At 65.3% G+C, this 21,550-nt stretch carries 23 protein-coding genes; 6 read left to right on the top strand and 17 right to left on the bottom strand.

What is annotated here, in order from left to right:
* Position 1 precedes the first annotated feature (1 nt).
* From ACFQPB_RS05875 to ACFQPB_RS05865, 3 genes are read left to right on the top strand one after another with little or no spacing between them, the layout of a single operon-like run.
* Positions 2–1,330, top strand: a complete 1,329-nt coding sequence (locus ACFQPB_RS05875; protein ID WP_382220549.1) for an HD-GYP domain-containing protein — start codon at positions 2–4, stop codon at positions 1,328–1,330.
* Complete coding sequence (locus ACFQPB_RS05870) at positions 1,323–1,931, top strand: chromate transporter (RefSeq protein ID WP_382220546.1); 609 nt, start codon at positions 1,323–1,325, stop codon at positions 1,929–1,931. The genes ACFQPB_RS05875 and ACFQPB_RS05870 overlap by 8 nt, the downstream gene beginning before the upstream one ends.
* The gene (locus ACFQPB_RS05865) at positions 1,928–2,524 is read left to right on the top strand and encodes a chromate transporter (protein WP_382220543.1); all 597 of its coding nucleotides are present in this window, start codon (positions 1,928–1,930) and stop codon (positions 2,522–2,524) included. The genes ACFQPB_RS05870 and ACFQPB_RS05865 overlap by 4 nt, the downstream gene beginning before the upstream one ends.
* Before the next feature lie 12 nt (positions 2,525–2,536).
* Here ACFQPB_RS05865 and rlmB read toward each other — a convergent pair whose 3' ends face one another.
* On the bottom strand, positions 2,537–3,280 hold the full coding sequence (gene rlmB, locus ACFQPB_RS05860) for a 23S rRNA (guanosine(2251)-2'-O)-methyltransferase RlmB (RefSeq protein ID WP_382200137.1): 744 nt from the start codon (positions 3,278–3,280) through the stop codon (positions 2,537–2,539).
* A gap of 201 nt (positions 3,281–3,481) precedes the next feature.
* Between rlmB and ACFQPB_RS05855 the strand changes: the two genes are divergently transcribed.
* A complete protein-coding gene (locus ACFQPB_RS05855; RefSeq protein ID WP_382220540.1) occupies positions 3,482–4,540 on the top strand; it encodes a GGDEF domain-containing protein in 1,059 nt (352 codons plus the stop codon).
* Positions 4,541–4,545: 5 nt separating this feature from the next.
* Here the strand turns inward: ACFQPB_RS05855 and ACFQPB_RS05850 are convergent, their stop codons facing one another.
* Complete coding sequence (locus tag ACFQPB_RS05850) at positions 4,546–5,205, bottom strand: ABC transporter ATP-binding protein (RefSeq protein ID WP_382220961.1); 660 nt, start codon at positions 5,203–5,205, stop codon at positions 4,546–4,548.
* Between the two features lie 76 nt (positions 5,206–5,281).
* Between ACFQPB_RS05850 and ACFQPB_RS05845 the strand changes: the two genes are divergently transcribed.
* Together ACFQPB_RS05845 and mnmH are read left to right on the top strand one after the other, a co-directional pair.
* Positions 5,282–5,923, top strand: a complete 642-nt coding sequence (locus ACFQPB_RS05845; RefSeq protein ID WP_382200141.1) for an arylesterase — start codon at positions 5,282–5,284, stop codon at positions 5,921–5,923.
* Positions 5,924–6,985: a tRNA 2-selenouridine(34) synthase MnmH gene (gene mnmH / locus ACFQPB_RS05840; RefSeq protein WP_382220537.1), complete on the top strand. Its 1,062-nt coding sequence runs from the start codon at positions 5,924–5,926 to the stop codon at positions 6,983–6,985.
* Positions 6,986–6,991: 6 nt separating this feature from the next.
* Here the strand turns inward: mnmH and ACFQPB_RS05835 are convergent, their stop codons facing one another.
* From ACFQPB_RS05835 to ispG, 15 genes are all read right to left on the bottom strand, one after another.
* Positions 6,992–7,177, bottom strand: coding sequence for a hypothetical protein (locus tag ACFQPB_RS05835; RefSeq protein WP_382200145.1), 186 nt, complete (start codon positions 7,175–7,177; stop codon positions 6,992–6,994).
* 38 nt (positions 7,178–7,215) lie between these two features.
* Positions 7,216–8,409 (bottom strand): PLP-dependent transferase, encoded by a 1,194-nt coding sequence (locus ACFQPB_RS05830; protein ID WP_382220535.1) that lies wholly within the window; start codon positions 8,407–8,409, stop codon positions 7,216–7,218.
* Positions 8,410–8,416: 7 nt separating this feature from the next.
* Positions 8,417–8,941, bottom strand: a complete 525-nt coding sequence (locus ACFQPB_RS05825; protein WP_382200149.1) for a phosphoribosyltransferase — start codon at positions 8,939–8,941, stop codon at positions 8,417–8,419.
* Positions 8,942–8,972: 31 nt separating this feature from the next.
* Positions 8,973–10,301 carry an adenylosuccinate synthase gene (locus tag ACFQPB_RS05820; RefSeq protein WP_382200434.1) on the bottom strand — a complete coding sequence of 443 codons (1,329 nt, stop codon included), beginning with the start codon at positions 10,299–10,301 and terminating at the stop codon, positions 8,973–8,975.
* Between the two features lie 37 nt (positions 10,302–10,338).
* Complete coding sequence (locus tag ACFQPB_RS05815; RefSeq protein ID WP_382220532.1) at positions 10,339–11,508, bottom strand: ATP phosphoribosyltransferase regulatory subunit; 1,170 nt, start codon at positions 11,506–11,508, stop codon at positions 10,339–10,341.
* Between the two features lie 61 nt (positions 11,509–11,569).
* Positions 11,570–11,761, bottom strand: a complete 192-nt coding sequence (locus ACFQPB_RS05810) for a DUF2065 domain-containing protein (RefSeq protein WP_382220529.1) — start codon at positions 11,759–11,761, stop codon at positions 11,570–11,572.
* 7 nt (positions 11,762–11,768) lie between these two features.
* Positions 11,769–12,665 (bottom strand): protease modulator HflC, encoded by an 897-nt coding sequence (hflC, locus tag ACFQPB_RS05805; protein ID WP_382200155.1) that lies wholly within the window; start codon positions 12,663–12,665, stop codon positions 11,769–11,771.
* A 36-nt stretch (positions 12,666–12,701) separates the two neighbouring features.
* Positions 12,702–14,060, bottom strand: a complete 1,359-nt coding sequence (hflK, locus tag ACFQPB_RS05800; protein ID WP_382220527.1) for an FtsH protease activity modulator HflK — start codon at positions 14,058–14,060, stop codon at positions 12,702–12,704.
* A 99-nt stretch (positions 14,061–14,159) separates the two neighbouring features.
* Complete coding sequence (gene hflX, locus ACFQPB_RS05795; RefSeq protein ID WP_382220958.1) at positions 14,160–15,311, bottom strand: GTPase HflX; 1,152 nt, start codon at positions 15,309–15,311, stop codon at positions 14,160–14,162.
* Between the two features lie 94 nt (positions 15,312–15,405).
* Complete coding sequence (hfq, locus tag ACFQPB_RS05790; protein WP_417451843.1) at positions 15,406–15,657, bottom strand: RNA chaperone Hfq; 252 nt, start codon at positions 15,655–15,657, stop codon at positions 15,406–15,408.
* A 79-nt stretch (positions 15,658–15,736) separates the two neighbouring features.
* Positions 15,737–17,074 carry a ribosome biogenesis GTPase Der gene (der, locus tag ACFQPB_RS05785; RefSeq protein WP_382200161.1) on the bottom strand — a complete coding sequence of 446 codons (1,338 nt, stop codon included), beginning with the start codon at positions 17,072–17,074 and terminating at the stop codon, positions 15,737–15,739.
* A 47-nt stretch (positions 17,075–17,121) separates the two neighbouring features.
* Complete coding sequence (gene bamB, locus ACFQPB_RS05780) at positions 17,122–18,270, bottom strand: outer membrane protein assembly factor BamB (RefSeq protein ID WP_382220955.1); 1,149 nt, start codon at positions 18,268–18,270, stop codon at positions 17,122–17,124.
* Entirely contained in the window at positions 18,270–18,944 is a 675-nt protein-coding gene (locus ACFQPB_RS05775) for a YfgM family protein (RefSeq protein WP_382220525.1), read from the bottom strand. Before ACFQPB_RS05775 ends, bamB begins: the two co-directional genes overlap by 1 nt.
* Positions 18,945–18,995: 51 nt before the next feature.
* On the bottom strand, positions 18,996–20,285 hold the full coding sequence (hisS, locus tag ACFQPB_RS05770; protein ID WP_382220522.1) for a histidine--tRNA ligase: 1,290 nt from the start codon (positions 20,283–20,285) through the stop codon (positions 18,996–18,998).
* An 8-nt stretch (positions 20,286–20,293) separates the two neighbouring features.
* Positions 20,294–21,550: a flavodoxin-dependent (E)-4-hydroxy-3-methylbut-2-enyl-diphosphate synthase gene (gene ispG, locus ACFQPB_RS05765; RefSeq protein ID WP_382220519.1), complete on the bottom strand. Its 1,257-nt coding sequence runs from the start codon at positions 21,548–21,550 to the stop codon at positions 20,294–20,296.

The raw sequence follows: 21,550 nt of genomic DNA, 5'->3' as shown, positions 1-21,550 counted from the left end.
GATGACCGCAAACGACAACCCCGCCGCACCACAGGTCGATGCCGAACACTTCACCCGCGCGGTCACAGCGCTGGGGGAGAAACGCGCCGTGGTGGCCAAACAGGCCATCTTCAACGCCCAGGGCATCAAAATCGTCGAAAAAGGCACGGCCATCAACGCCAGCCTCTACGAACGGTTGAACGCCCACAAGTTGCCCGAACCGCTGGAAGACGCGTTGTCAACCGAAGGGATCGTCACCGGGCGTTCGCTCCGGCTGGACATGGAACTGGTGCTCGAAAACGAGCCGTTCTACGCGCGCATGACCACCACGCCCACTGAGCGCGCCAAGCGGCTGGACGTGATCGAAAAACTGCCTCTGCCGGACGCGATGGCGTTTCAGCTGACGCTGGCGCGGGACCTGCAACCCAGCGTCTACCGGCACAGCCTGCGCGCCATGTGGACCATGGCCTGGCTGGCCAGCCACCCCTTGGGCAAACGGTTTGAGCTGTCGGAGGCGGCGGCCGTGGGGCTGCTGCACGACATCGGCATGCTGCACCTGGACCCGGCCTTGCTGGACCCGACGGCCGAACTGACCCGGGGCCAGCGCCGCCAGCTCTACAGCCACCCCATCATCAGCATGATGCTGATCGAGCGCCACCACGCCTACCCGAAAGAGGTGGTGCAGGCGGTGCTGGAACACCACGAATGCCTGAACGCATCGGGTTATCCGCGCAACCTCAGTGGCAACCAGATCAGCCCCTTGGGGCGCTGCATGTCGGTGGTCGAGGTGGTCACCGCCATGATTGGCAGCAAACGCGATGGCGGGGAGTTGCGGCTGGCGGTGTTGCTGCGCATGAACATGCACCGCTACGACCCGGCGCTGATCGCACGCATCATGGGCCTGCTGCACCCCGAGCTCGATCCCGGCAGCGAAGCGGTGGAGTTGATTGAGGCGCCCGCACAACGCCTGATCGAGGTGGACGAGGTGGTGGCGGGCTGGCCACGCGACTTCTCGGTGTTGAGCGAACTGACGCCAGAACGCCAAGCGGGCCTGACCGTCGTCAGCGAACAGATGTCGCAACTGCGCCGCACCCTGGCCGAGGCCGGCCTGGCCCCTGCCCAACTGGAACAGTTGGGTGACGGTGCCAACGATCCGATGCTGGCGCGCGAACTGTCCCTGCTGGCCAAAGAAGCCGCTTGGCAGTTGCGCACCTTGGCCCGCCAAGCGCGCAGACGCTGGCGCGCCGGCGCCCAGGGCAGCTACCCGACCGAATTGCAAGCCTGGATGGACCGTTGCGACAGCCTGGCCCAGAGCCTGTTGGGCGCGGCGACCGCCGAACACGATGACTGAAGGCACCGCCCCATCCACCGCACCTGCGCTCAACGCACCCACCTCCCGCACCGACCTGTTCGTCTCTTTCACCTGGCTGGCGCTGCAAGGTTTTGGCGGCGTGTTGGCGGTGGTGCAACGTGAGCTGGTGGAGAAAAAACGCTGGATGACCCGCGACCAGTTCGTGGAGGAATGGGCCGTCGCCCAGATCATGCCTGGCCCCAACGTGGTCAACCTGTCGATGATGATTGGTGGGCGCTACTTTGGCCTGTCGGGCGCGCTCGCGGCGCTGGCCGGCATGTTGGCCGCGCCGCTGGTGGTTGTGCTGCTGCTGGCCGTGCTTTACGGCACTGTGGCCGAGCAGCCGGTGGCCCAGGGTGCGCTGCGTGGCATGGGTGCGGTGGCCGCCGGGCTGATCACGGCCACCGGCATCAAGCTGATCGCGGCACTCGACAACAACGCCATGGGCCGCCTGGCCTGCTTGCTGCTGGCCGCCCTCACCTTCGTGGCCATCGCGTTGCTGCGCTGGCCCCTGCTGTGGGTGCTGCTGGGCGTTGGCGGCGGCGCCTGCCTGTGGGCCTACCACGTGCTGGGTCGCATCACACCCACGGCACGCCCATGAACATGGCCCCCACCTTCGCCAATTGGCTGGAGTTGTTCACCCACTTCGCCACGCTGTCCTTGTTGGGTGTCGGTGGCGCCATCACCACCGCGCCCGACATGCACCGCTACCTGGTGCACCAGCAAGGCTGGCTGAGCGATGCCCAGTTCACATCGTCCATCGCGCTGTCACAGGCAGCGCCCGGCCCCAACGTGTTGTTCGTGGCCTTGCTGGGCTGGAACCTCGGGTTGAATGCGGCCGGTGGCCCGGTGGCCGGTGCCATCGCCTGGTGGACGGCGCTGCTGGGCGTGGTGGTCACACTGACAGCCATCATGCTGCCCTCGTCGGTGTTGACCTACACCGCTACCCGCTGGGCCCACCACAACCGCGAATTGCGCGCGGTGCGAGCCTTCAAGACCGGTATGGCGCCCATCGTCATCGCGCTGTTGGTCGCCACGGGCTGGCTGCTCACCGCCGCCCACGACCAGCCCGCGCGCGACTGGCGGCTGTGGCTGTTGACCGCCATGGCCACCGTCATCGTGTGGCGCACCAAGCTGCACCTGCTGTGGCTGCTGGGCACCGGCGCGCTGCTGGGCGCGTTTGGGCTGGTGTGAAGGGCGGCTGACTCAGGAGCGCTGGCGCAGCGCCTCGTACAGGCACACGCCGCTGGCCACCGACACGTTCAGGCTCTCCACCGCCCCCGCCATGGGGATGCTGACGAGTTCGTCGCAGGTTTTGCGGGTGAGTTGGCGCATGCCGTCACCCTCGGCGCCCAACACCAGGGCGGTGGGGCCTTTGAAATCCATCTGGTACAAGGACTTGGGCGCATCGCCGCTGGTGCCGATGACCCAGATGTTGCGTTCTTTCAGCTCACCCAGGGTGCGCGCCAGGTTGGTCACCATGAAATACGGCATGGTTTCGGCCGCGCCACTGGCCACCTTGGCCACGGTGGCGTTCAAGCCCACGGCGTGGTCCTTGGGCGCAATGACGGCGTGTGCACCGGCCCCGTCGGCCACCCGCAGGCACGCGCCCAGGTTGTGCGGGTCGGTCACGCCATCGAGCACCAGCAGCAAAGGCACCTGTCCGGCCGCTTCCAACTGGTCGAGCAAATCGTCCAGCGAACGCGCCAGGTCGATGGCCTGGACGCGGGCCACCACACCTTGGTGCCCATGGCTGCCGCAAAGCTTGGCCAAGCGCATGCCATCGGCGTCCAGAAGGCGCAGGCCGGCCTCTTTGGCGCGTTCGACAAACTGCCGCATGCGGGCGTCGCGGCGCGACGGATCGACGTAGAGCTCCAGGATGGAGGTAGGGGCGGTTTTCAGGCGAACGCCCACCGCATGGAAACCGAACAGGACTTTGGGCGCAGACATGACCCGATTATCCCCGCACGGACACAACGCCCCGCACACCCTTGTACTGCCGCACGAGCACGGCACTTTTGTATCAATTGGCGACGAAACGGTTAACGATAGTCAAGGTCCAACAAACATCCGCCAAAACTGTACACAATCCGTCAACGCTTGACCAAGACACGTCCTGTGCTGGTGAAGTTTGAAAGGGAGTTGTCAAAAATGAGCAGCAACGTCATCAAGTTGCCCCCCTTACTCGAACGCCTGGGTTCGATGACCGCGATACGCGACACCGAGTTGCTGGAACAAAGCCTGCTGAAGACTTTGGGGGCCGTTCTGGGCGTGAACGATGTATCGCTCTACAAGACCGACGAGTACCAACGCTGTGTGGGCATGCTCAACCAGCACCGCTCGGTGGTGCTGGACCGCGAAGGCGTCGAGCGTGTCACCGAGCGCATCGAGACCGTCTACCAGAACGTAGAGGTGCCGGCACCCGAACTGGCGCTGATGGAAAACGTGCGCCTGACCCACAAGCCCAGCACCTGGCAGATCGACGGCAGCACCCTGGTGGTGCTGCCACTGATGAACGCCCGTCGCTTGTGTGGCCACATCGCGTTTCGCAAGGCCAACGGCCTGAGTGACACCGAACACGCCATCGTCCATGGCGTCCTGGAGGTGTATGCCAACTACTACAGCCTGCTCGACGACAGCCAACGCGATCAACTGACAGGCTTGTACAACCGCCATGCGCTGGACACCGGCATCGAGCGCATGTGGCCGCTGCTGGCACAACACGGCAAGTCGCAGGCGCCGTCACGCCGCCGCACCGCCGAATACGACTACTGGCTGGCCATGCTGGACATCGACCACTTCAAAGTGGTCAACGACACACATGGCCACGTGGTGGGCGATGAAATCCTGCTGCTGGTCTCGCGCATGGTGGCCGATTGTTTCCGCAAAAGCGACCTGGTCTACCGCTACGGCGGCGAAGAGTTTCTGGCCATCACCAGCGCGGCGTCGGAAGCCGATGTGCTGGACGTCATGGAGCGCGTGCGCCTGCGCATTGAAGGCCACCGCTTCCCACAGGTAGGCAAAGTCACCATCAGCATCGGGGTAGCCCGCATTGATGCGCAGTACTCGGCCCACGAAATCATTGCACGGGCTGACCGCACGCTGTACCAAGCCAAACGCGACGGCCGCAACCGCGCCTACTGCTACGACCTGCTGCAGTCCGAAGGCGCCTTGCCGAGCCTGCACTTCGGCTCGGCCGAGTTGTTCTGAACCGATCAGCCGGCCATGCGGCCCGCCTCGATGGTGATGCGGCGCTCGCAGCGGGCGGCGATGCCGCGATCGTGTGTCACCAGCACCAGGGTGGTGCCCAGTTCACGGTTCAACTCAAACATCAGCTCCATCACCCGCTCGCCGGTGGCGAAGTCCAGACTGCCCGTGGGTTCGTCGGCCAACAACACCGCCGGGTGCACCACAAAGGCCCGCGCCAACGCCACACGTTGTTGCTCGCCACCCGAGAGCAGCTTGGGGTAGTGCCCGAGGCGCTCGCCCAAGCCCACGCGTTTGAGCATGTCGGTGGCAGCGCTGCGTGCGTCGCTCCGCCCGGCCAGCTCCAGGGGCAGCATCACGTTTTCGAGCGCGGTCAGGTTGCCCAGCAGCTGAAAGCTCTGGAACACAAAACCCACCTTCTGCGCGCGCAACGCAGCGCGTTGGTCTTCGTCCAGCGCAAACAAATCGACACCGGCCAGGTGGACCGTGCCCGTGCTGGGGGTATCGAGGCCCGCGATAATCGACAACAAGGTGCTTTTGCCCGAGCCCGATGCCCCAACGATGGCCACCGTCTGCCCAGCCGCGAGGGAAAAATCGATATCGCGCAGAATGGTCAGCGTGCCGGTGGAATCGGTGACCGACTTGCCCACGCCACGCGCCACCACCATGGCAGGCGCATCCGCCGCGCTGACCTGACCCGAACCCTGAACCTGATGCTCTTGAAACATGCGTGACCCAATCTGGATGAGGCGACACTTTAACGTGGCCTGCGCTGCGCTGGCGCTGTGGGGGATTGCGGGCAGCGCCACCGCGCAGTCGCCCGCGCCCGCCAAAACGGTGTTGGTGGTGGGCGATTCGCTGAGCGCCGAGTACGGCTTGCGCCGAGGCAGTGGCTGGGTTGCGCTGCTGGAGCAACGCCTGGTCGAACAAAAGCGACCCTGGCGTGTGGTCAACGCCAGCATCAGTGGCGACACCACCTCGGGCGGTCGTTCGCGCCTGCCGGCGCTGCTGAACCAGCACAAGCCGGCCGTGGTGGTGATCGAGCTGGGCGGCAACGACGCGTTGCGTGGCCTGCCGCTGGAGATGACGGAACAGAACCTCCGGGCCATGGCACAGGCGGCCCGCGCGGCCGGCGCGCGCGTGCTGGTGGTGGGCATGCAGGTACCGCCCAATTACGGCGCCGCCTACACCCAGCGGTTTGCCGACACCTTTGCCCAGGTTGCACGCACGGAAAAAGCGGAACTGGTGCCCTTCCTGCTCAAGGGCGTGGCCGATGCCGCCGACCCCCTCGCCCTGTTCCAGAATGACCGCATCCACCCCAACGAGCAGGCCCAACCCACCCTGCTGGCCAATGTGTGGCCCAACCTGCAGAAGTTGCTGAAATAAATGAGCGTCCACAAGATCAGCGCGACCGAAGCGCTGCAACACCTCGCCGCGTTCGATGCCCTCATTGATGCCCGCAGCGAGGCCGAGTTTGCCGAGGACCACCTGCCTGGCGCCGTCAATTGGCCCACGCTGAACAACGAGGAGCGGCGGGTGATTGGTACGCTGTACAAGCAGGTCAACCCGTTTGAAGCCAAGAAGCGCGGCGCGGCGATCTCGGCTCGCAACATCGCGGCCCACATCGAACGCGAATTGTTGGACACACCCAAAAGCTGGCAGCCGCTGGTGTACTGCTGGCGCGGTGGTAACCGAAGCGGTGCGCTGGCCACCATCCTGGGGGCCATTGGCTTCAAGGTGACGCTGGTTGAGGGGGGTTACAAAGCCTACCGCACCGCCGTGCTGGCAGACTTGCCTGCGATGGCACAGCGGCTGCGCTACCGTGTGGTGTGTGGCCGCACCGGCACCGGCAAGACACATTTGTTGCAAGCCCTGGCGGCCCAGGGCGCACAAATCCTCGACCTGGAGGCCTTGGCGCAGCACCGCAGCTCGGTACTGGGGCTGATCCCGGGGCAACCCCAGCCCAGCCAAAAACTGTTCGATTCACGCCTGTGGGCGGCGCTGCGTGCGCTCGACCCGGCACGCGAGGTGTACGTGGAGGCGGAAAGCAAACGGGTGGGCAATGTGACGGTGCCTGAGGCGCTGATCCACGCCATGCGCGCCAGCCCCTGCCTGACGCTGGAGATGGACTTGCCCGACCGCGTGGCCCTGCTGCTGCACGACTACGCGTTTTTTGCCCAGGATGCCGAGTTCTTTTGTGATCGGCTCGCCACCCTCACCGAATTGCGCGGACGCGAAACCGTGGGGCGCTGGCAGGCACAGGCGCGCTCAGGCCATATGGCCGAAGTGGTGGAGGACCTGCTGGCCAACCACTACGACCCGCGCTACGAGGAATCGATGGCACGCAACTTTGTGGCCTACCCCACGTCCACGCGCTGGCCCGTGACCTACCAGGGCGCGGGCAGCTTCGAGGTGCTGGCCAGGCAATTGCTCGCCGCCAGCAACTGACACAGGTCAGTCTGCCGCTGCGTCGCCAGCGCCACTCTCGGGGGCAGCCTCATCGGCCCCCGGCTGAGGCTGCTCGCCATCCTGCCCGGGCTCGTGTTGGCGTTGCGCTTTGGCGCGAGCCTTCTCTTCTTTCTTCTGCTTCTTGGCCAGCTCACGCTGGCGTTTTTCGTATCCGTAGTTGGGAGTGGCCAAGGCGTGGGTTCTTTCTGTGTGCCAGGGTTGGAGGAGATTCAGCCGCGCAGGGCCCGGAGCGCTTGCTCGATGTCCTGGCGCAAGTCATCGACCGCTTCCAGACCCACCGCAAAACGCACCAGCCCCCCGGCATGGGGCCAAGGCAGGCGGCGAATCGAGGGCACATCATACGGCGCGCACAGGCTGATCGGCCCGGCCCAGCTCCAGCCCAGATGAAAGAGCTGCAGGCTGTCGCAGAAACGGTCGATCTGCGGCTGGCTGAATTCGGGCTTGAAAACGGCACTGAACAGGCAGGCTGCGCCCATGGCGTCCCGCTTCCAGGTCAGGTGCCCTGGCGAGCCAGGCAAGGCCGGGTGCAGCACGCAGGCCACCTCGGGGCGCTCGCTCATCCACTGCGCCAGCACACGCGTGCTGCGGTCCTGTGCCTCGTAGCGCAACGCCGTGGTGGGCAGGCCACGCAGCACCAGTTCGGCGTCGTTGGCGCCCACCCCAATGCCAAAACGCATGTGGGTGTCGACCAGCATGTGGTGCAAAGCCGGGTCGCGTGTGACCACCGAACCCATCAACACGTCGGCGCCACCGCTGGGGTATTTGGTCAAGGCGTGCATCACCACGTCGGCCCCCAACTCGAAGCCATTGAACGCAATACCGGCGCCCCAGGTGTTGTCTAGCGCACTGACGATGGGCCGCGCACCCACGCCCCGCGCGGCATTGGCGTCGCGGATCACCGCCGTCAGGGCCGGCAGATCGGGGAACTCCAGCGTGATGGAGCCAGCGGCCTCCAGCCACACCAGGCGGGTGGCCGGCGTGATCTTGGCGGCCAGGTCGGCCGGGTCCATCGGGTCGTAAAAGCGGTGGGTGATGCCCCAGCCCACCAGTTCACCGTCCGCCAGGGTCTGGTTGGGGCCGTAAACGTTGTCGGGCAGAAGCATCTCGTCGCCCTGCTGCAGGAAGGCGGTGTCCACCAGGGCCACGGCCGCCAGGCCACTGGGCGCCAGCAGGCAATACCTGCCCCCTTCGAGGGTGGCCAGCCGCTCCTCCAGCGTGAAGGTGGTGGGCGTGCCATGCAGGCCGTAGGTGTAGCCGCTTTTGTCTTTCCAACGGCGGCTGCGCAAATCGGCCACGTTGTTGAAAAAAACGGTCGAGGCCTTGTGGACCGCGACCGGCACCGCGTCGAACTCAGCCGGTGCGCGGTAGGGGTGGTGGATGAGCTGGGTGCGGATGTCGCTCATGACCCGTTCAGACTTTCCACTTTTCCAGCAATTGCGCAGGGCGCAACGCGTCGTAGCCCTCGAAAGGCTGGTGGATCCACGGGTTGGTGGGCAGGTACTCCACCGAATAGTCGGGCGTGAAGGTGGACAGCTGTTTGGTCCAGATCACCGCGCTGCGCAGCTCAGTAATGGGCGGGTAGTTGTTGCGCAGTTGCTCGATCACCGCCTTGAGCGTGTGGCCGGAATCGGCCAGGTCGTCGACCAGCAGCACCTTGCCAGCGATCTCGCCCTTGGGCGTGGTGATGTAGCGCGCGATGTCCAGTTTGCCCTGCACCGTGCCGGCACTGGCGCGGTAGGAGCTGGTGGACATGATGGCCAGGGGCACGTCGAAGATGCGCGAAAGGATGTCACCCGGGCGCATGCCACCCCGGGCCAGGCACAGGATGGTGTCGAACTCCCAGCCCGACTGGTACACCTTGATCGCCAGTTTTTCGATCAGGTTGTGGTACTCGTCGTAAGACACATACAGGTGTTTGCCGTCTTCAGTCAGCATGGATGCGCTCCTCATCGTGGTGGTGTGGAAATCAGGCGGCGTAGGGGTGGTGCAGCAGGATGGTGTGATCGCGGTCCGGGCTGGTCGAGATCACGTGCACAGGCACACCGGTGGTTTCTTCAATGCGCTTGAGGTACTTCTGCGCATTGGCGGGCAGCTTGTCGTACTGGGTCACACCCACCGACGACTCGCTCCAGCCGGGCAGCGTTTCGTACACGGGCACACAACGCGCAATTTCATCGGCGCCCATGGGCAGGATGTCGGTGAACTGGCCATCGAGCTGGTAGCCCACGCACAGCTTCAACTCCGTCAGGCCGTCCAGCACGTCGAGCTTGGTGATACACAGGCCGCTCAAACCGTTCACCTGCGCACTGCGCTTGAGCAGCGCTGCATCGAACCAGCCACAACGGCGGCTGCGCCCGGTGGTCACGCCCTTTTCGGCGCCCACGGTGCTCATGTGGTAACCCGGCGTGCCCTCTTTTTCCCATTCGAGTTCGGTCGGGAAGGGGCCACCGCCCACACGGGTGCAGTAGGCCTTGGTGATGCCCAGGATGTAGTGCAGCAGGCCCGGGCCCACACCGGCACCAGCGGCGGCGTTGCCAGCCACACAGTTGCTGGACGTGACAAACGGGTAGGTGCCGTGGTCCACGTCGAGCAGCGTGCCCTGCGCGCCTTCGAACAGCAGGTTGACACCGGCCTTGCTGGCTTCGTTCAGCTCACGCGACACATCCGCCATCATCGGCTTGATCAACTCGGCCTGGGCCATGGCCTGGGCAAAGGTGGTGTCGAAATCGATGGCCGGGGCGTGCAGGTAGGTGGTCAGCACGTGGTTGTGCAGGTCCAGCAGCTCGCGCAGCTTGGCGGCAAACCGCTCGGGGAACTTCAGATCCTGCACACGCAGGGCGCGGCGGGCGATCTTGTCCTCATAGGCCGGGCCAATGCCCCGACCGGTGGTGCCGATCTTCTCGGTGCCGCCCTTTTCGCGGTAGGCCTCGCGCGCGATGTCCAGTGCGGCGTGGAAGGGCAGGATCAGCGGGCAGGCCTCGCTGATGCGCAGGCGCGAGCGCACCTCGACACCGGCCTTTTCCAGGCCTTCGATCTCTTCGAGCAGCTTGGTGACGGACAGCACCACACCGTTGCCGATGTAGCACTTGACGCCCGGGCGCATGATGCCGCTGGGAATGAGGTGCAGCGCGGTCTTGACGCCGTTGATGACCAGCGTGTGGCCGGCGTTGTGACCGCCCTGGAAACGCACCACGCCGCGCGCGGTTTCGGTCAACCAGTCGACCAGTTTGCCCTTGCCTTCGTCACCCCATTGGGTACCGACCACCACCACGTTGCGCCCGGGTTGGGCGCGCATATCGGAATTGCTCATGTCGTCGCTTTGAAAGAAAGAGTCACACCGGCTGGACCGACCAACCACCACCGTGCTGCGTCAGCACACGGTCGCAGTGGAATTCGTCCACCTCGTGGTCGTGCCCTGGCAAGGCGCACACCACTGTTTCGCCCGCCGCGCGCAAAGCCGCAATGGCGTCGCGCAGGCCGGGTTGATTGCCCCAGGGCGCCCGCACCGCCGCCTTGAGCGCGCGCCGTGGACTGACCTGCACCAACTCCTTGAGGTCGAGGCTGAAGCCCACCGCCGGTCGCTTGCGGCCAAAAATGGCGCCCACCTCGTCGTAGCGGCCACCCCGAACCAGTTCGGCGTGGGTGGCCGCGCCACCCTGGCGCTCGCTGCGGGCAAACAGGGAAAAGCGCATGCCCGTGTAATAGGCGTAACCGCGCAGGTCGGCCAGATCAAAACTTACGTCCAGGCCGCTCAGGTGGTCAGCCAACCATTGAAGGCCATCCAGCGCCTCGTTCAGCAGGGGCGAAGGGCGCAGCGTGCGGCGCGCCTCGGCCAGCACCGCCACGTCGCCGTACAGGCGCGGCAGGGCCAGCAGGCTGGCGCGCACGTCGGCCGGCAGGTCTTTGGAGAGGGTGTTCAGTTCCGCCGCGTCCTTGCGGGCCAGGGCCGCGTGGATGAGGTGGGTTTGTTCGGCGCTCAGCGGCACACCCGCCAGCACCGAATCGATCACGCGCACATCGGCCATGTCCAGTGTGAGGTGCCGCAGCCCCGCCGCCAGCACACAGGCCTGGGCCAGTTCCATGGCTTCCAGATCGGCTTCCAGGCCGGCGTGACCGTAAATTTCGGCGCCCAACTGAAGCGGCTCGCGCGTGGCCAGCGGGCGATCGGCGCGGGTGTGCAGCACCGGACCGCAGTAACACAGACGGGCCACGCCTTGGCGGTTGAGCAGGTGGGCATCGATGCGTGCCACCTGTGGCGTGCTGTCGGCGCGAAGACCCAGACTGCGCCCAGACAGTTGATCGACAAGTTTGAAGGTCTGCAGATCCAGCGCCTCGCCGGTGCCGGTCAGCAGCGACTCCAGGTGCTCGAGCATGGGCGGCATGACCAGCTCGTAGCCATAACCGGATGCGGTGTCCAGCAGGCTGCGGCGCAGTTCCTCAATGTGCCGGGCCTCGGAAGGCAAAACATCGGCGATCTGATCCGGCAGGACCCAGGCGGACATGGTCATCGGTGGGGGCTGTTAAAAACGTGATTCTACCGGCCCTGGCGGGACCGCTCGCCGATCAGGCGGGTGACAGCCACCACCAGAGCAGCAGTCCGGCCACCACACAGCAGAGGCCGAAGAAGCGGATCTGGCCATCGTGCAGCTTCAGGATTTCGCTGAACATCTGGCGCCAGCGGGTGGGCGCCAGCATGGGCAGCAGGCCTTCGAGCACCAGCATCAGGGCCAGTGCCAGCCAGAACACCTCGCTCACGCGGGCATCACTTGCCGCCGCCCTGAACGGTGCTGCTGCGCATGGCCTTGAAGAAGTCGGACGAGGGATCAACCACCATCACGTCGGACTTGCCGGCAAAACTGGCCTTGTAGGCTTCCAGACTGCGGTAGAACTGGGCAAAGGCGGGGTCGCGGCCAAAGGCTTCGGCGTAAGCACGCGCGGCTTCGGCATCGCCCTGGCCCTTGACCTCCTGCGCCTTGCGGTAGGCCTCGGCCACAATCACCTCGCGTTGGCGGTCGGCATCGGCTCGGATCTTTTCGCCTTCGGCCGCACCGGTGGAGCGCAGCTCGTTGGCCACCCGTTTGCGCTCGGCCTCCATGCGGTCGTACACCGACTTGGTGATGGTTTCGGCGTAGTCCACACGGGTGATGCGCACATCCACCACGTCCATGCCCCAAGGCTTTTCGGCACCGCGCACGGCCGCCAGCACCTCGCGCTTGACGTCGTTCATCAGGTCTTCGCGGCGGGTCGAAAGCAACTCGCTCACGGTGCGCTTGTTGACTTCTTGCTGGAAGGAGTTGCGCACCACGCGGTTGAGTTGCAGCGCACCGGCACGCTCGTCCAGGCCGACGTTGCGGATGTAGGCCGACGGATCGGAAATGCGCCAGCGCACATACCAGTCGATCACCACCCGTTGCTTTTCAGCGGTGAGCGTCGGCTCGGTGTCGGTGCTCTCCAGCGTCAAGAGGCGCTTGTCGATGTAGGACACGTTCTGGAACGGCGGCGGCAACTTGAAGTTGAGGCCTGGCTCGGTGATCACGGTTTTGATCTGCCCCAGGGCAAACACCACACCAAACTGGCGTTGATCAACCACAAACAACATGGAACTGGCCAGCGCAAGCGCAACCAGCAAGGACGAGAGAATGAAACCGATTCTGTTCATGACAAGGCTTTCAGATCGTGCACGGCAGTCGGCGCATCAACGGGTTTCACGGCTGCGCGAGCGCTCGGCGTCGCGGCTGCGGCTGTCGCTCAGGTTGGCAGCCCCGGCAGGCGAGGGTGTGCTGGCGGTGCCGGTAGCGGCAGGTGCTGCGGCCGCAGCGCCCTGCGCCACCGCCTGGGTCAGCTTGTCCAGCGGCAGGTACAGCAGGTTGGAGCCCTGTTTGCTGTCGATCAGCACCTTGGTCACATTGCTGTAGACCTCTTGCATGGTGTCCACATACATGCGCTCACGCGTGACCTGCGGCGCCTTGGCGTATTCGGTCTGGATGGAGCGGAAGCGCTGCGCATCACCCTGTGCCTGTGCCACGATGCGGGCTTTGTAACCTTCCGCCTCCTCCATCAGTCGCGAGGCCGTACCACGGGCACGGGGCACCACGTCGTTGGCGTAGGCCTGGGCTTCGTTTTTGGCGCGCTCACGCTCCTGGCCGGCCTTGAGCACATCGTCGAACGAGGCCTGCACCTGCTCGGGCGGGCGCACACCACCTTGCTGCATGTTGATGCCGACCACCTCGATGCCCACGTTGTAGCGGTCCAGGATGGTCTGCATCAGGGTGCGCACACGCGGTGCGATCTGATCGCGCTCTTCGGCCAGCGCGGCGTCCATCTTCATCTTGCCCACCACCTCGCGCACGGCGGTCTCGGCGGCCTTGACCACGGCGGCGTCCGGGTCGCGGCTTTCAAACAGGTACATGCGCGCGTCGCTCAGGCGGTACTGCACCGCAAACTTGATCTCGACGATGTTCTCGTCTTCGGTCAGCATCGCCGATTCGCGCAGGCCGGTGGCCCGCACGATAGCGTCGCGACCCACATCCACCGAGCGGATTTGTGTGGCAAACACGGTTTCGTGGCGCTGGATGGGGTATGGCAAGCGCCAGTTGAAACCCGCGCCCACGGTGCTGTGATACTTGCCAAACTGCGTGATGACCGCGCGCTGGCCTTCCTGAACGATGAAAAATCCGGTGCCCATCCAGATCAGAGCGGCCACACCAAGAATCAGGCCCGCACCAATGCCTGTGCTTTTGGGATCGGGTTTGAACGGGGGCATGCCACCCTGGCGGCCGCCACCGTTGTTGTCACCTCGACCACCACCCAGCAAGCCACCCAGTTTGCGGTTGAAATCGCGCCACAGCTCGTCCAGATCGGGCGGGCCCTGGTTGGGGCCTTGCGGCCGCTGGCTGCGCGGCTCTTCGCGCCCCGGCGGTGGCGGTGGTGGAGGGGTTGCCCCTTCGTCCTTGCCATCGTCGCCACGCCCCCAGCGCGGGTCGTTGAGGTTGAACATGCCCGCGGCACGCGTCCAGGCGGCCGGCAGTCGAAGTCGCGGGAAATGGAGACTCATGGATGGCAGAGGTTATGAATGGAAAAACACCAACACGCGCTATTGTGCCGAATCGGGCCATCAGGCCCGCGCGAGAAGGGAATCAGCGCCATGGACAGCTCAGTCGAACTCACCCAAGGGGGGCTCTTGAGACGGATCGCCGGCATCCGAGAAAGTTTCCGCCGGTCGGTCTTGTGCCACCACGTCGGCCAGGGCCTGCCGCAACTCGGGCAAGCCCTGCCCGGTCAGTGCGCTCACAAACACCCGCGTCACACTCAGCCCTTCGACATCCATGTGGTCACGCAGTCGCTGCGGCTGACGCTCGGGATCGATGGCATCGAGCTTGTTGAAAACCAGCAACTGGGGCACCTGCGCTGCGCCAATGTCGTGCAGCACCCGCATCACTTCGGCGATCTGCTCGGGGTGGCTCGGGTTGGACGCATCCACCACATGCAGGAGCAAATCGGCGTCGGCCGCCTCTTGCAAGGTGGCGGCAAACGCATCGACCAGCCCGTGCGGCAGGTCGCGGATGAAGCCCACCGTGTCCGACAGCGACACGCTGCGCCCCGCTTCACCCAGGTAAAGCTGGCGGGTCGTGGTATCGAGCGTGGCAAACAGCTGATCGGCCGCGTAGGCGCGCGCCTTGACGAGGGCGTTGAAGAGTGATGACTTGCCCGCGTTGGTGTAGCCCACCAAGGAGATGTTGAAGGCGTCACGCCGCTCGCGCTGGCGGCGCTGGGTCGCACGTTGTTTCTTCACCTTCTCCAAACGCTCTTTGGTGCGCTTGATGGCGTCGCCGATCATGCGGCGGTCGAGCTCGATCTGGGTCTCCCCCGGGCCACCGCGCATGCCGATACCACCACTTTGGCGTTCCAGGTGGCTCCAGCGGCGCACCAGGCGCGTGGACAGGTATTGCAGCCGCGCCAGCTCCACCTGCAACTTGCCTTCGTGGCTGCGCGCACGCTGGGCAAAAATCTGCAGGATGAGCAGGGTGCGGTCGTTGACCGCCAAGCCCAGGTGACGCTCCAGGTTGCGTTGCTGGGCTGGGCTCAGGGCCTGGTCGAACAACACCTCGGTTGCGCCCGTGCCCAAGGCCAGGGCCTTGATTTCATCGGCCTTGCCCGAACCCACAAACAGGGCGGGATCGGGCGCTCGGCGTTTGCAGGTGACACGCTCGGTGACACGGAAACCAGCGGTCTCAGCCAGCAGGCCAAGCTCCTCCAGCCCATGGTCGAAGTGGGGGTGGCCGAAATCCACGCCCACCAGCACCACAGCGGGCCGGTCGGCGGATGGGGGGTCAGAAGAATTCAAATGTGGGGGCGGCGATGACACGCCGCGCGGCGCTCAGGCGCCAGGCGGCGCGGGATCAGGAAGATGCGCCATCGGCGGCTTGCACGGCCGCAAATTGCACCGGACGGCCGGGCACAATGGTGGAAATGGCGTGTTTGTAGACCATCTGGGTCACGGTGTTGCGCAGCAGCACCACGTACTGGTCAAACGATTCGATCTGGCCTTGCAGCTTAATCCCGTTCACCAAGTAGATGGAAACCGGCACGTGCTCGCGACGCAGCTGGTTCAGGAACGGGTCTTGCAAAAGTTGGCCTTTGTTGTTGCTCACGATATGCTCCGTGTTCAAGAAAAGTTGATGAAGTGACGACCATACCACAGCGGGAAGGGCAAACCCGGAGACGGGGTTGTCAATCTTGGTCCTTGTAGGGATTGTCGGACGTCTTGAACTCGATGCGCAAAGGCGTGCCCACCAGATCGAACGCCTTGCGGAACCGCCCTTCCAGGAAGCGCTTGTAGCTGTCGTTCACGTGTTCCAGCGAGTTGCCGTGGATCACGATCACCGGCGGGTTCATGCCACCTTGGTGGGCGTAGCGCATTTTGGGGCGGTACATGCCGCTGCGCTGCGGCTGCTGGAAAGCCACCGCCTCCTGCAGCAAACGGGTCAGCACAGGCGTGGGCATTTTGCGGTTGGCCGCTGCGTGGGCCTGTGCAATCGACTTCCACAGCGGCCCCAGACCCTGGCGTTTTTTGGCCGAAATCAGGTGCATCTGTGCAAACTTGAGGAAAGCCAGGCGCTGCTCAACCGAGCGCTCCACGGTCTGGCGCTGGTAGGCGTCCACCGCGTCCCATTTGTTGATGGCCAACACCACCGAACGGCCACTCTCCAGGATGAAGCCTGCGATGTGGGCATCCTGGTCGGTCACGCCCTGCTCCGCGTCCAGCAGCAACAGCACGACGTGGGCCTTCTCGATGGCCTGCAGGGTTTTGACGACCGAGAACTTTTCGATCGCCTCAAACACCTTGCCCTTGCGCCGCAGGCCTGCCGTGTCGATCAGTTCAAACTTCTGGCCGTTGCGCTCGAAGGGCACGGAAATGGCGTCGCGGGTGGTGCCTGGCATGTCAAAGGCCACCAGGCGCTCCTCACCCAGCCAGGCGTTGATCAGCGTGGACTTGCCCACATTGGGGCGCCCGGCCACGGCCAGGCGGATCACGCTTTTGTCTTCGTCGTCGGCGTCTTCGTCGGGTTCGGGGATGCCCAACTTGTCCAAGGCCTCTTCCACCATGGAGCGCACGCCCTGGCCGTGCGCCGCCGACACCGGCAGCACTTCGCCCAAACCCAGCTCAAAAAACTCGACCAGCTGCAGGCCCTGCTGCATGCCCTCGGCCTTGTTGGCGATCAGCAGCGTGGGCTTGCCCAACTTGCGCAGGTAGTTGGCGATGTCGTGGTCTTGCGCGCTGATGCCACCGCGCGCATCGACCACAAAAATGACCACGTCCGACTCGGCCACCGCCTGCCGGGTCTGTTTGGCCATCTCTTTGTAGATGCCTGACTCGGCCGTCGGCTCAAAGCCGCCGGTGTCGATGACGATGAACTCGCGTCGACCCAAGTGGCCATTGCCGTAGTGGCGATCGCGGGTGAGCCCGGCAAAATCGGCCACGATGGCGTCGCGCGACTGGGTCAGCCGGTTGAACAGCGTGGACTTACCGACATTGGGGCGGCCCACCAGGGCCAATACGGGTTTCAAGACAGACTGCTTTCAAAAAGGAAGGGGAACAGGTGCGTCGGACGTTCTCATTCAGGGCGCCAGCCAAACACCCCGCCCTTGCGGGTCACGGCCACCAGGGTATCGCCAGCCAGCACAGGCGCAGCGGCCAGCCTGGAACCGTCGGTGCTCAGGCGGTTCAACACCGCGCCATCCTGGCGCGACAGCATGTGCACAAAACCCGCCGCGTCGCCAAAGACCAGCGACCGGCCGACCACCACCGGTGCCGTCAGGCCACGGTGCAGGAAACGGTCGCTGTGCCATGCCGGTTCGCCGGAGGCACGTTGCCAGGCCTGTACACGCCCTGTGGACTCGGTGCCAAACAACAGGCTCTCGTCGCCGGCCAGGCCCTCCGAGCCGGCCGCAGTGCGCGTCCAGGTGGTGGTGCCCCGCGCGGTGTCCACACAGCCCACGGCCATCTGGAAAGCGCGGGCACAGATCTGATTGCCCTGGCGACTGACGCCCGCGACCAGTTCAACCAGGCGCTCGATTTCGTTGGTGCCACGGGGCGACGCGATCACGCTGTCCCATCGCAGCGCGCCGGTGTTCGGGTCGAGGCCGGCCAGCCGGCCTTGTTGCCCAGCCACCAGCGTGTCGCCCAGGGCCATCAGCAGACCGGCCTGACGCAAGGACAGTGCGTCGCCCGGGCGATTTTGTTGCCACAGACGTGCGCCTGTGGCGGCATCAAACGCGCTCAGGCTGCGATCTGCGCCCAAGACAAACACGCGGCGCCCGGCCACCAAGGGCGGCGTGAACACACCCACGCCCAGGCGGGTGCGCCAGACCACGCGGCCCGACTCGATGGCCACCAGCTCATTGGCGACCGTGACCGCTGCCACCGTGCTGCCATCGCTGCCCACGCCCGCCGCCAAGGGCGCACCCACCTGGGCGCGCCACAGTTCGCGTCCGGCGGCGGCGTCCAGCGCCACCACGCTGCCGTCGCTGCTGCCCAACCACACCTGGCTGCCGATCACAGCGGGTTTGAGCGGCGCCGCACTGGCGCTGATGGACAAGGTCCAGGCTTGGCGCACGCCCAGCAGCGCATTCACCGGTGCCAAAGGTGTGGGCTCAGGCTTTTTGCTGCCAGAGCTGCCACAGGCGGCGAGCACGCTCAACAGGCAGGCACCGGCCACCAGGCGCCAAGTGCGGCCGGCACCGCGAGGCAATACGACAGACATCACGGTGTTTTCTCCTTTGTTGCGGCATCTTCGCCCACCACAACGCCCAACGCGGCCAGTTTGGCCTCGACCAGCCGGCGGTAGCCCGCATCGGCATCCATGTCGCGGTAGGCGGCCAGGTAGGCGGCCTTCGCGCCGTCTCGCTGCCCCTGCGCCAGCAGGATGTCGCCCCGGCGATCGGCGGCCAGCGGTGCCATGGCGGCAGGCAACTTCGCGTCCAGCACCTTCAAGGCTTCGTCGTACGCCTTTTGATCCATCAGCAGGCCAGCCAGCCGCACACGGGCGATGGCCTGGTAGGCATCGTCGCTGCCTTTGTCCACCACCCACTGCAGCGCACCACGGGCGTCGTCCGCCTTCTGGGCGTCATGCAGGGTGCGTGCCGCCAGCAGGCTGGCCTGGGCCGCCTGCAGCGTGCGGCCATGCTGGGCCTGCAGGTCGGCGGTGACACGCACAACGCGTTCACTGTCACCCGCCTGCGCGGCGCGCTCCAGCTCGTCCAACAGCACGGTGGCTTGTTCGGCCCCGCGGTATTGCCAGTACTGCCAGCCGTTCCAGGCAGCCACACCGCCCAACGCCAACACCAGGGTGAGGGTGATCAGGTTGCCGTACTTCGACCAGAAGTGCTTGAGCTGGTCGAGTTGTTCCTGTTCTTCGAGGTCGAGATGCGTGGCCATGGATGGGATCAGAAAAGTTCGGTCGATTGTAGGGGGCCGCCCGGCGGCAACTCAGCGCAGACTGGCGGCCCAGTGGGCCGCGTCGGCCAGGGCCTCGGCGCGTTGTGCCACCACCTGGCCGTCCACCGCGCGCAGCGGCTTGACCGACACCTGGCCCTGGGCCACTTCGTCGGGGCCAAAAATCAGCGCAAAGCGGGCGCCGCTGGCGTCGGCTTTTTTGAATTGGGACTTCATGCTGCCCATGCCTTCGGCACCGGCCGTGTGCATGAGCACCGCCACGCCGGCCCGGCGCAGGGCGCGCAGCACCGGCAGCACCTGGGGCAACACCGCCGCGTCGGGCACGATGGCGTAGGCGTCTGCCACGGGGGCGGTTGGCAAGCGGTTCTGCGACTTGAGCAGCTCCAGAATGCGCTCCACTCCCAGGGCCCAGCCCACGGCGGGCGATGGCTTGCCACCGATCTGCTCAAACAGGCCATCGTAACGGCCACCCGCACACACCGTGCCCTGCGAACCCAACTCGGTGGTCACGAACTCGAACACGCTGAGGTTGTAGTAGTCCATGCCGCGCACCAGACGCGGGTTGATGCGGTAGGTCACGCCCTGGGCATCGAGCAGCGCGCGCCAAGTGTCGAAGTGTTTGAGGGATTCGGCGCCCAGAAAGTCCATCAGCTTGGGCGCGGCTTCCACCAGCGCCTGCATGGCGGGGTTTTTGGTGTCGAGGATGCGCAGCGGGTTGGTGTAGAGCCGGCGCTGGGCGTCGGCATCCAGTTGGTCTTTGTGGGCTTCCAGGTGGCGAATGAGCGCCTCGCGGTGCGCCTTGCGCTCGGCTGGCTGGCCCAGGCTGTTGATTTCCAGCGTGATGCCGGTCAGGCCCAATTCGTCCCACAGGTCGCACGCCAACAGGATGAGTTCCACATCCACATCAGGACCAACAAAACCCAGGGCCTCGGCGCCCACCTGGTGGAACTGGCGGTAGCGGCCACGCTGCGGGCGCTCGTGCCGGAACATGGGGCCCATGTAGTACAGGCGCTTGCCGCCGTCGTACAACATGTTGTGTTCGATGGCCGCGCGCACCACACCGGCCGTGCCTTCAGGGCGCAGGGTCAGGTGTTCGCCGTTGAGCTTGTCCTCGAAGGCGTACATCTCTTTTTCGACGATGTCCGTCACCTCGCCCAAGCCACGCACGAACAGGGCCGTCGGCTCCACGATGGGCGCGCGGAAATTGCGGTAGCCATACCGCGCCATGAGCTGGCGGATCTTGTCCTCCAGCCACTCCCAGTGCGCCGATTCCGGCGCAGCGATGTCGTTCATGCCTTTGACGGCACTGAGTTTTTCTGCCATGTGCAAGCTCAGGCGCCGAAGCGCTTTTCAATGTAGTTTTCGACGATGGTCTGGAACTCGGCAGCGATGCCTTCGCCCCGCAGCGTCAGCGCCTTTTCGCCATCAATGAACACCGGCGCGGCCGGTGCCTCGCCCGTGCCGGGCAGGCTGATGCCGATGTCCGCATGTTTGCTCTCGCCGGGGCCGTTGACGATGCAGCCCATGACCGCCACCTTGAGGTGCTCGACGCCCGGGTACTTGGCACGCCACACCGGCATGGAGGAGCGCAGGTGGTCGTCGATCTGTTTGGCCAGGTCCTGGAACACGGTGCTGGTGGTGCGGCCACAACCGGGGCACGCGGTGACGCTGGGCACAAACGCACGCAAACCCAGCGACTGCAGGATTTCAGACGCCACCACCACTTCCTGGGTGCGGGCCTCGCCGGGCTGCGGCGTGAGCGACACACGTATGGTGTCGCCGATACCCTGTTGCAGCAGCACCGACAAGGCGGCCGCAGATGCCACGGTGCCTTTGGTGCCCATGCCGGCCTCGGTCAGGCCCAGGTGCAGCGGGTAATCGCAGCGCTGGGCCAAGGCCTGGTACACGGCGATCAAATCCTGCACGCCGCTGACCTTGCACGACAACATGATCTGCTCGGGCGCCATGCCCAACGCCTGCGCCTGGGCAGCCGAATCGAGGGCCGAGGTGATCAAGGCCTCGTACATCACCTGGCGGGCGTCCCAGGGCTGCGCACGGCCCGCGTTCTCGTCCATCAGCTGGGCGAGCAAATCCTGGTCGAGGCTGCCCCAGTTGACGCCAATGCGCACCGGTTTGTTGTGCGCCAGCGCCACGTCGATCATCTGGCCAAACTGGCGGTCGCGTTTGTCGCCACGGCCCACGTTGCCGGGGTTGATGCGGTATTTGGAGAGCGCCTGGGCACAGTCCGGGTGGTCGGTGAGCAACTTGTGGCCGTTGTAGTGGAAGTCGCCAATCAAGGGCACGTGGATGCCCATGCGGTCAAGCTGTTCGCGGATGTAAGGCACCGCACGGGCCGCTTCGTCGTTGTTGACGGTGATGCGGACCAACTCGGAGCCCGCCAGCGCCAGCTCTTTGACCTGGATGGCTGTGCCCACGGCATCGGCGGTGTCGGTGTTGGTCATCGACTGGACGCGCACGGGCGCATCCCCACCGACCGTGACGACATGATCACCCCAGACCACGCGGCCCTGGCGCGAACGGCGCGCGGCGGCCAGGCCCAGCGGAATGGGTTGGGTCACGGTGTCCAT

It is taken from the genome of Hydrogenophaga atypica (assembly GCF_042665215.1).
Lineage (GTDB): Bacteria > Pseudomonadota > Gammaproteobacteria > Burkholderiales > Burkholderiaceae_C > Hydrogenophaga > Hydrogenophaga defluvii_A.
This window is presented reverse-complemented; position numbering and strand designations above follow the sequence as displayed.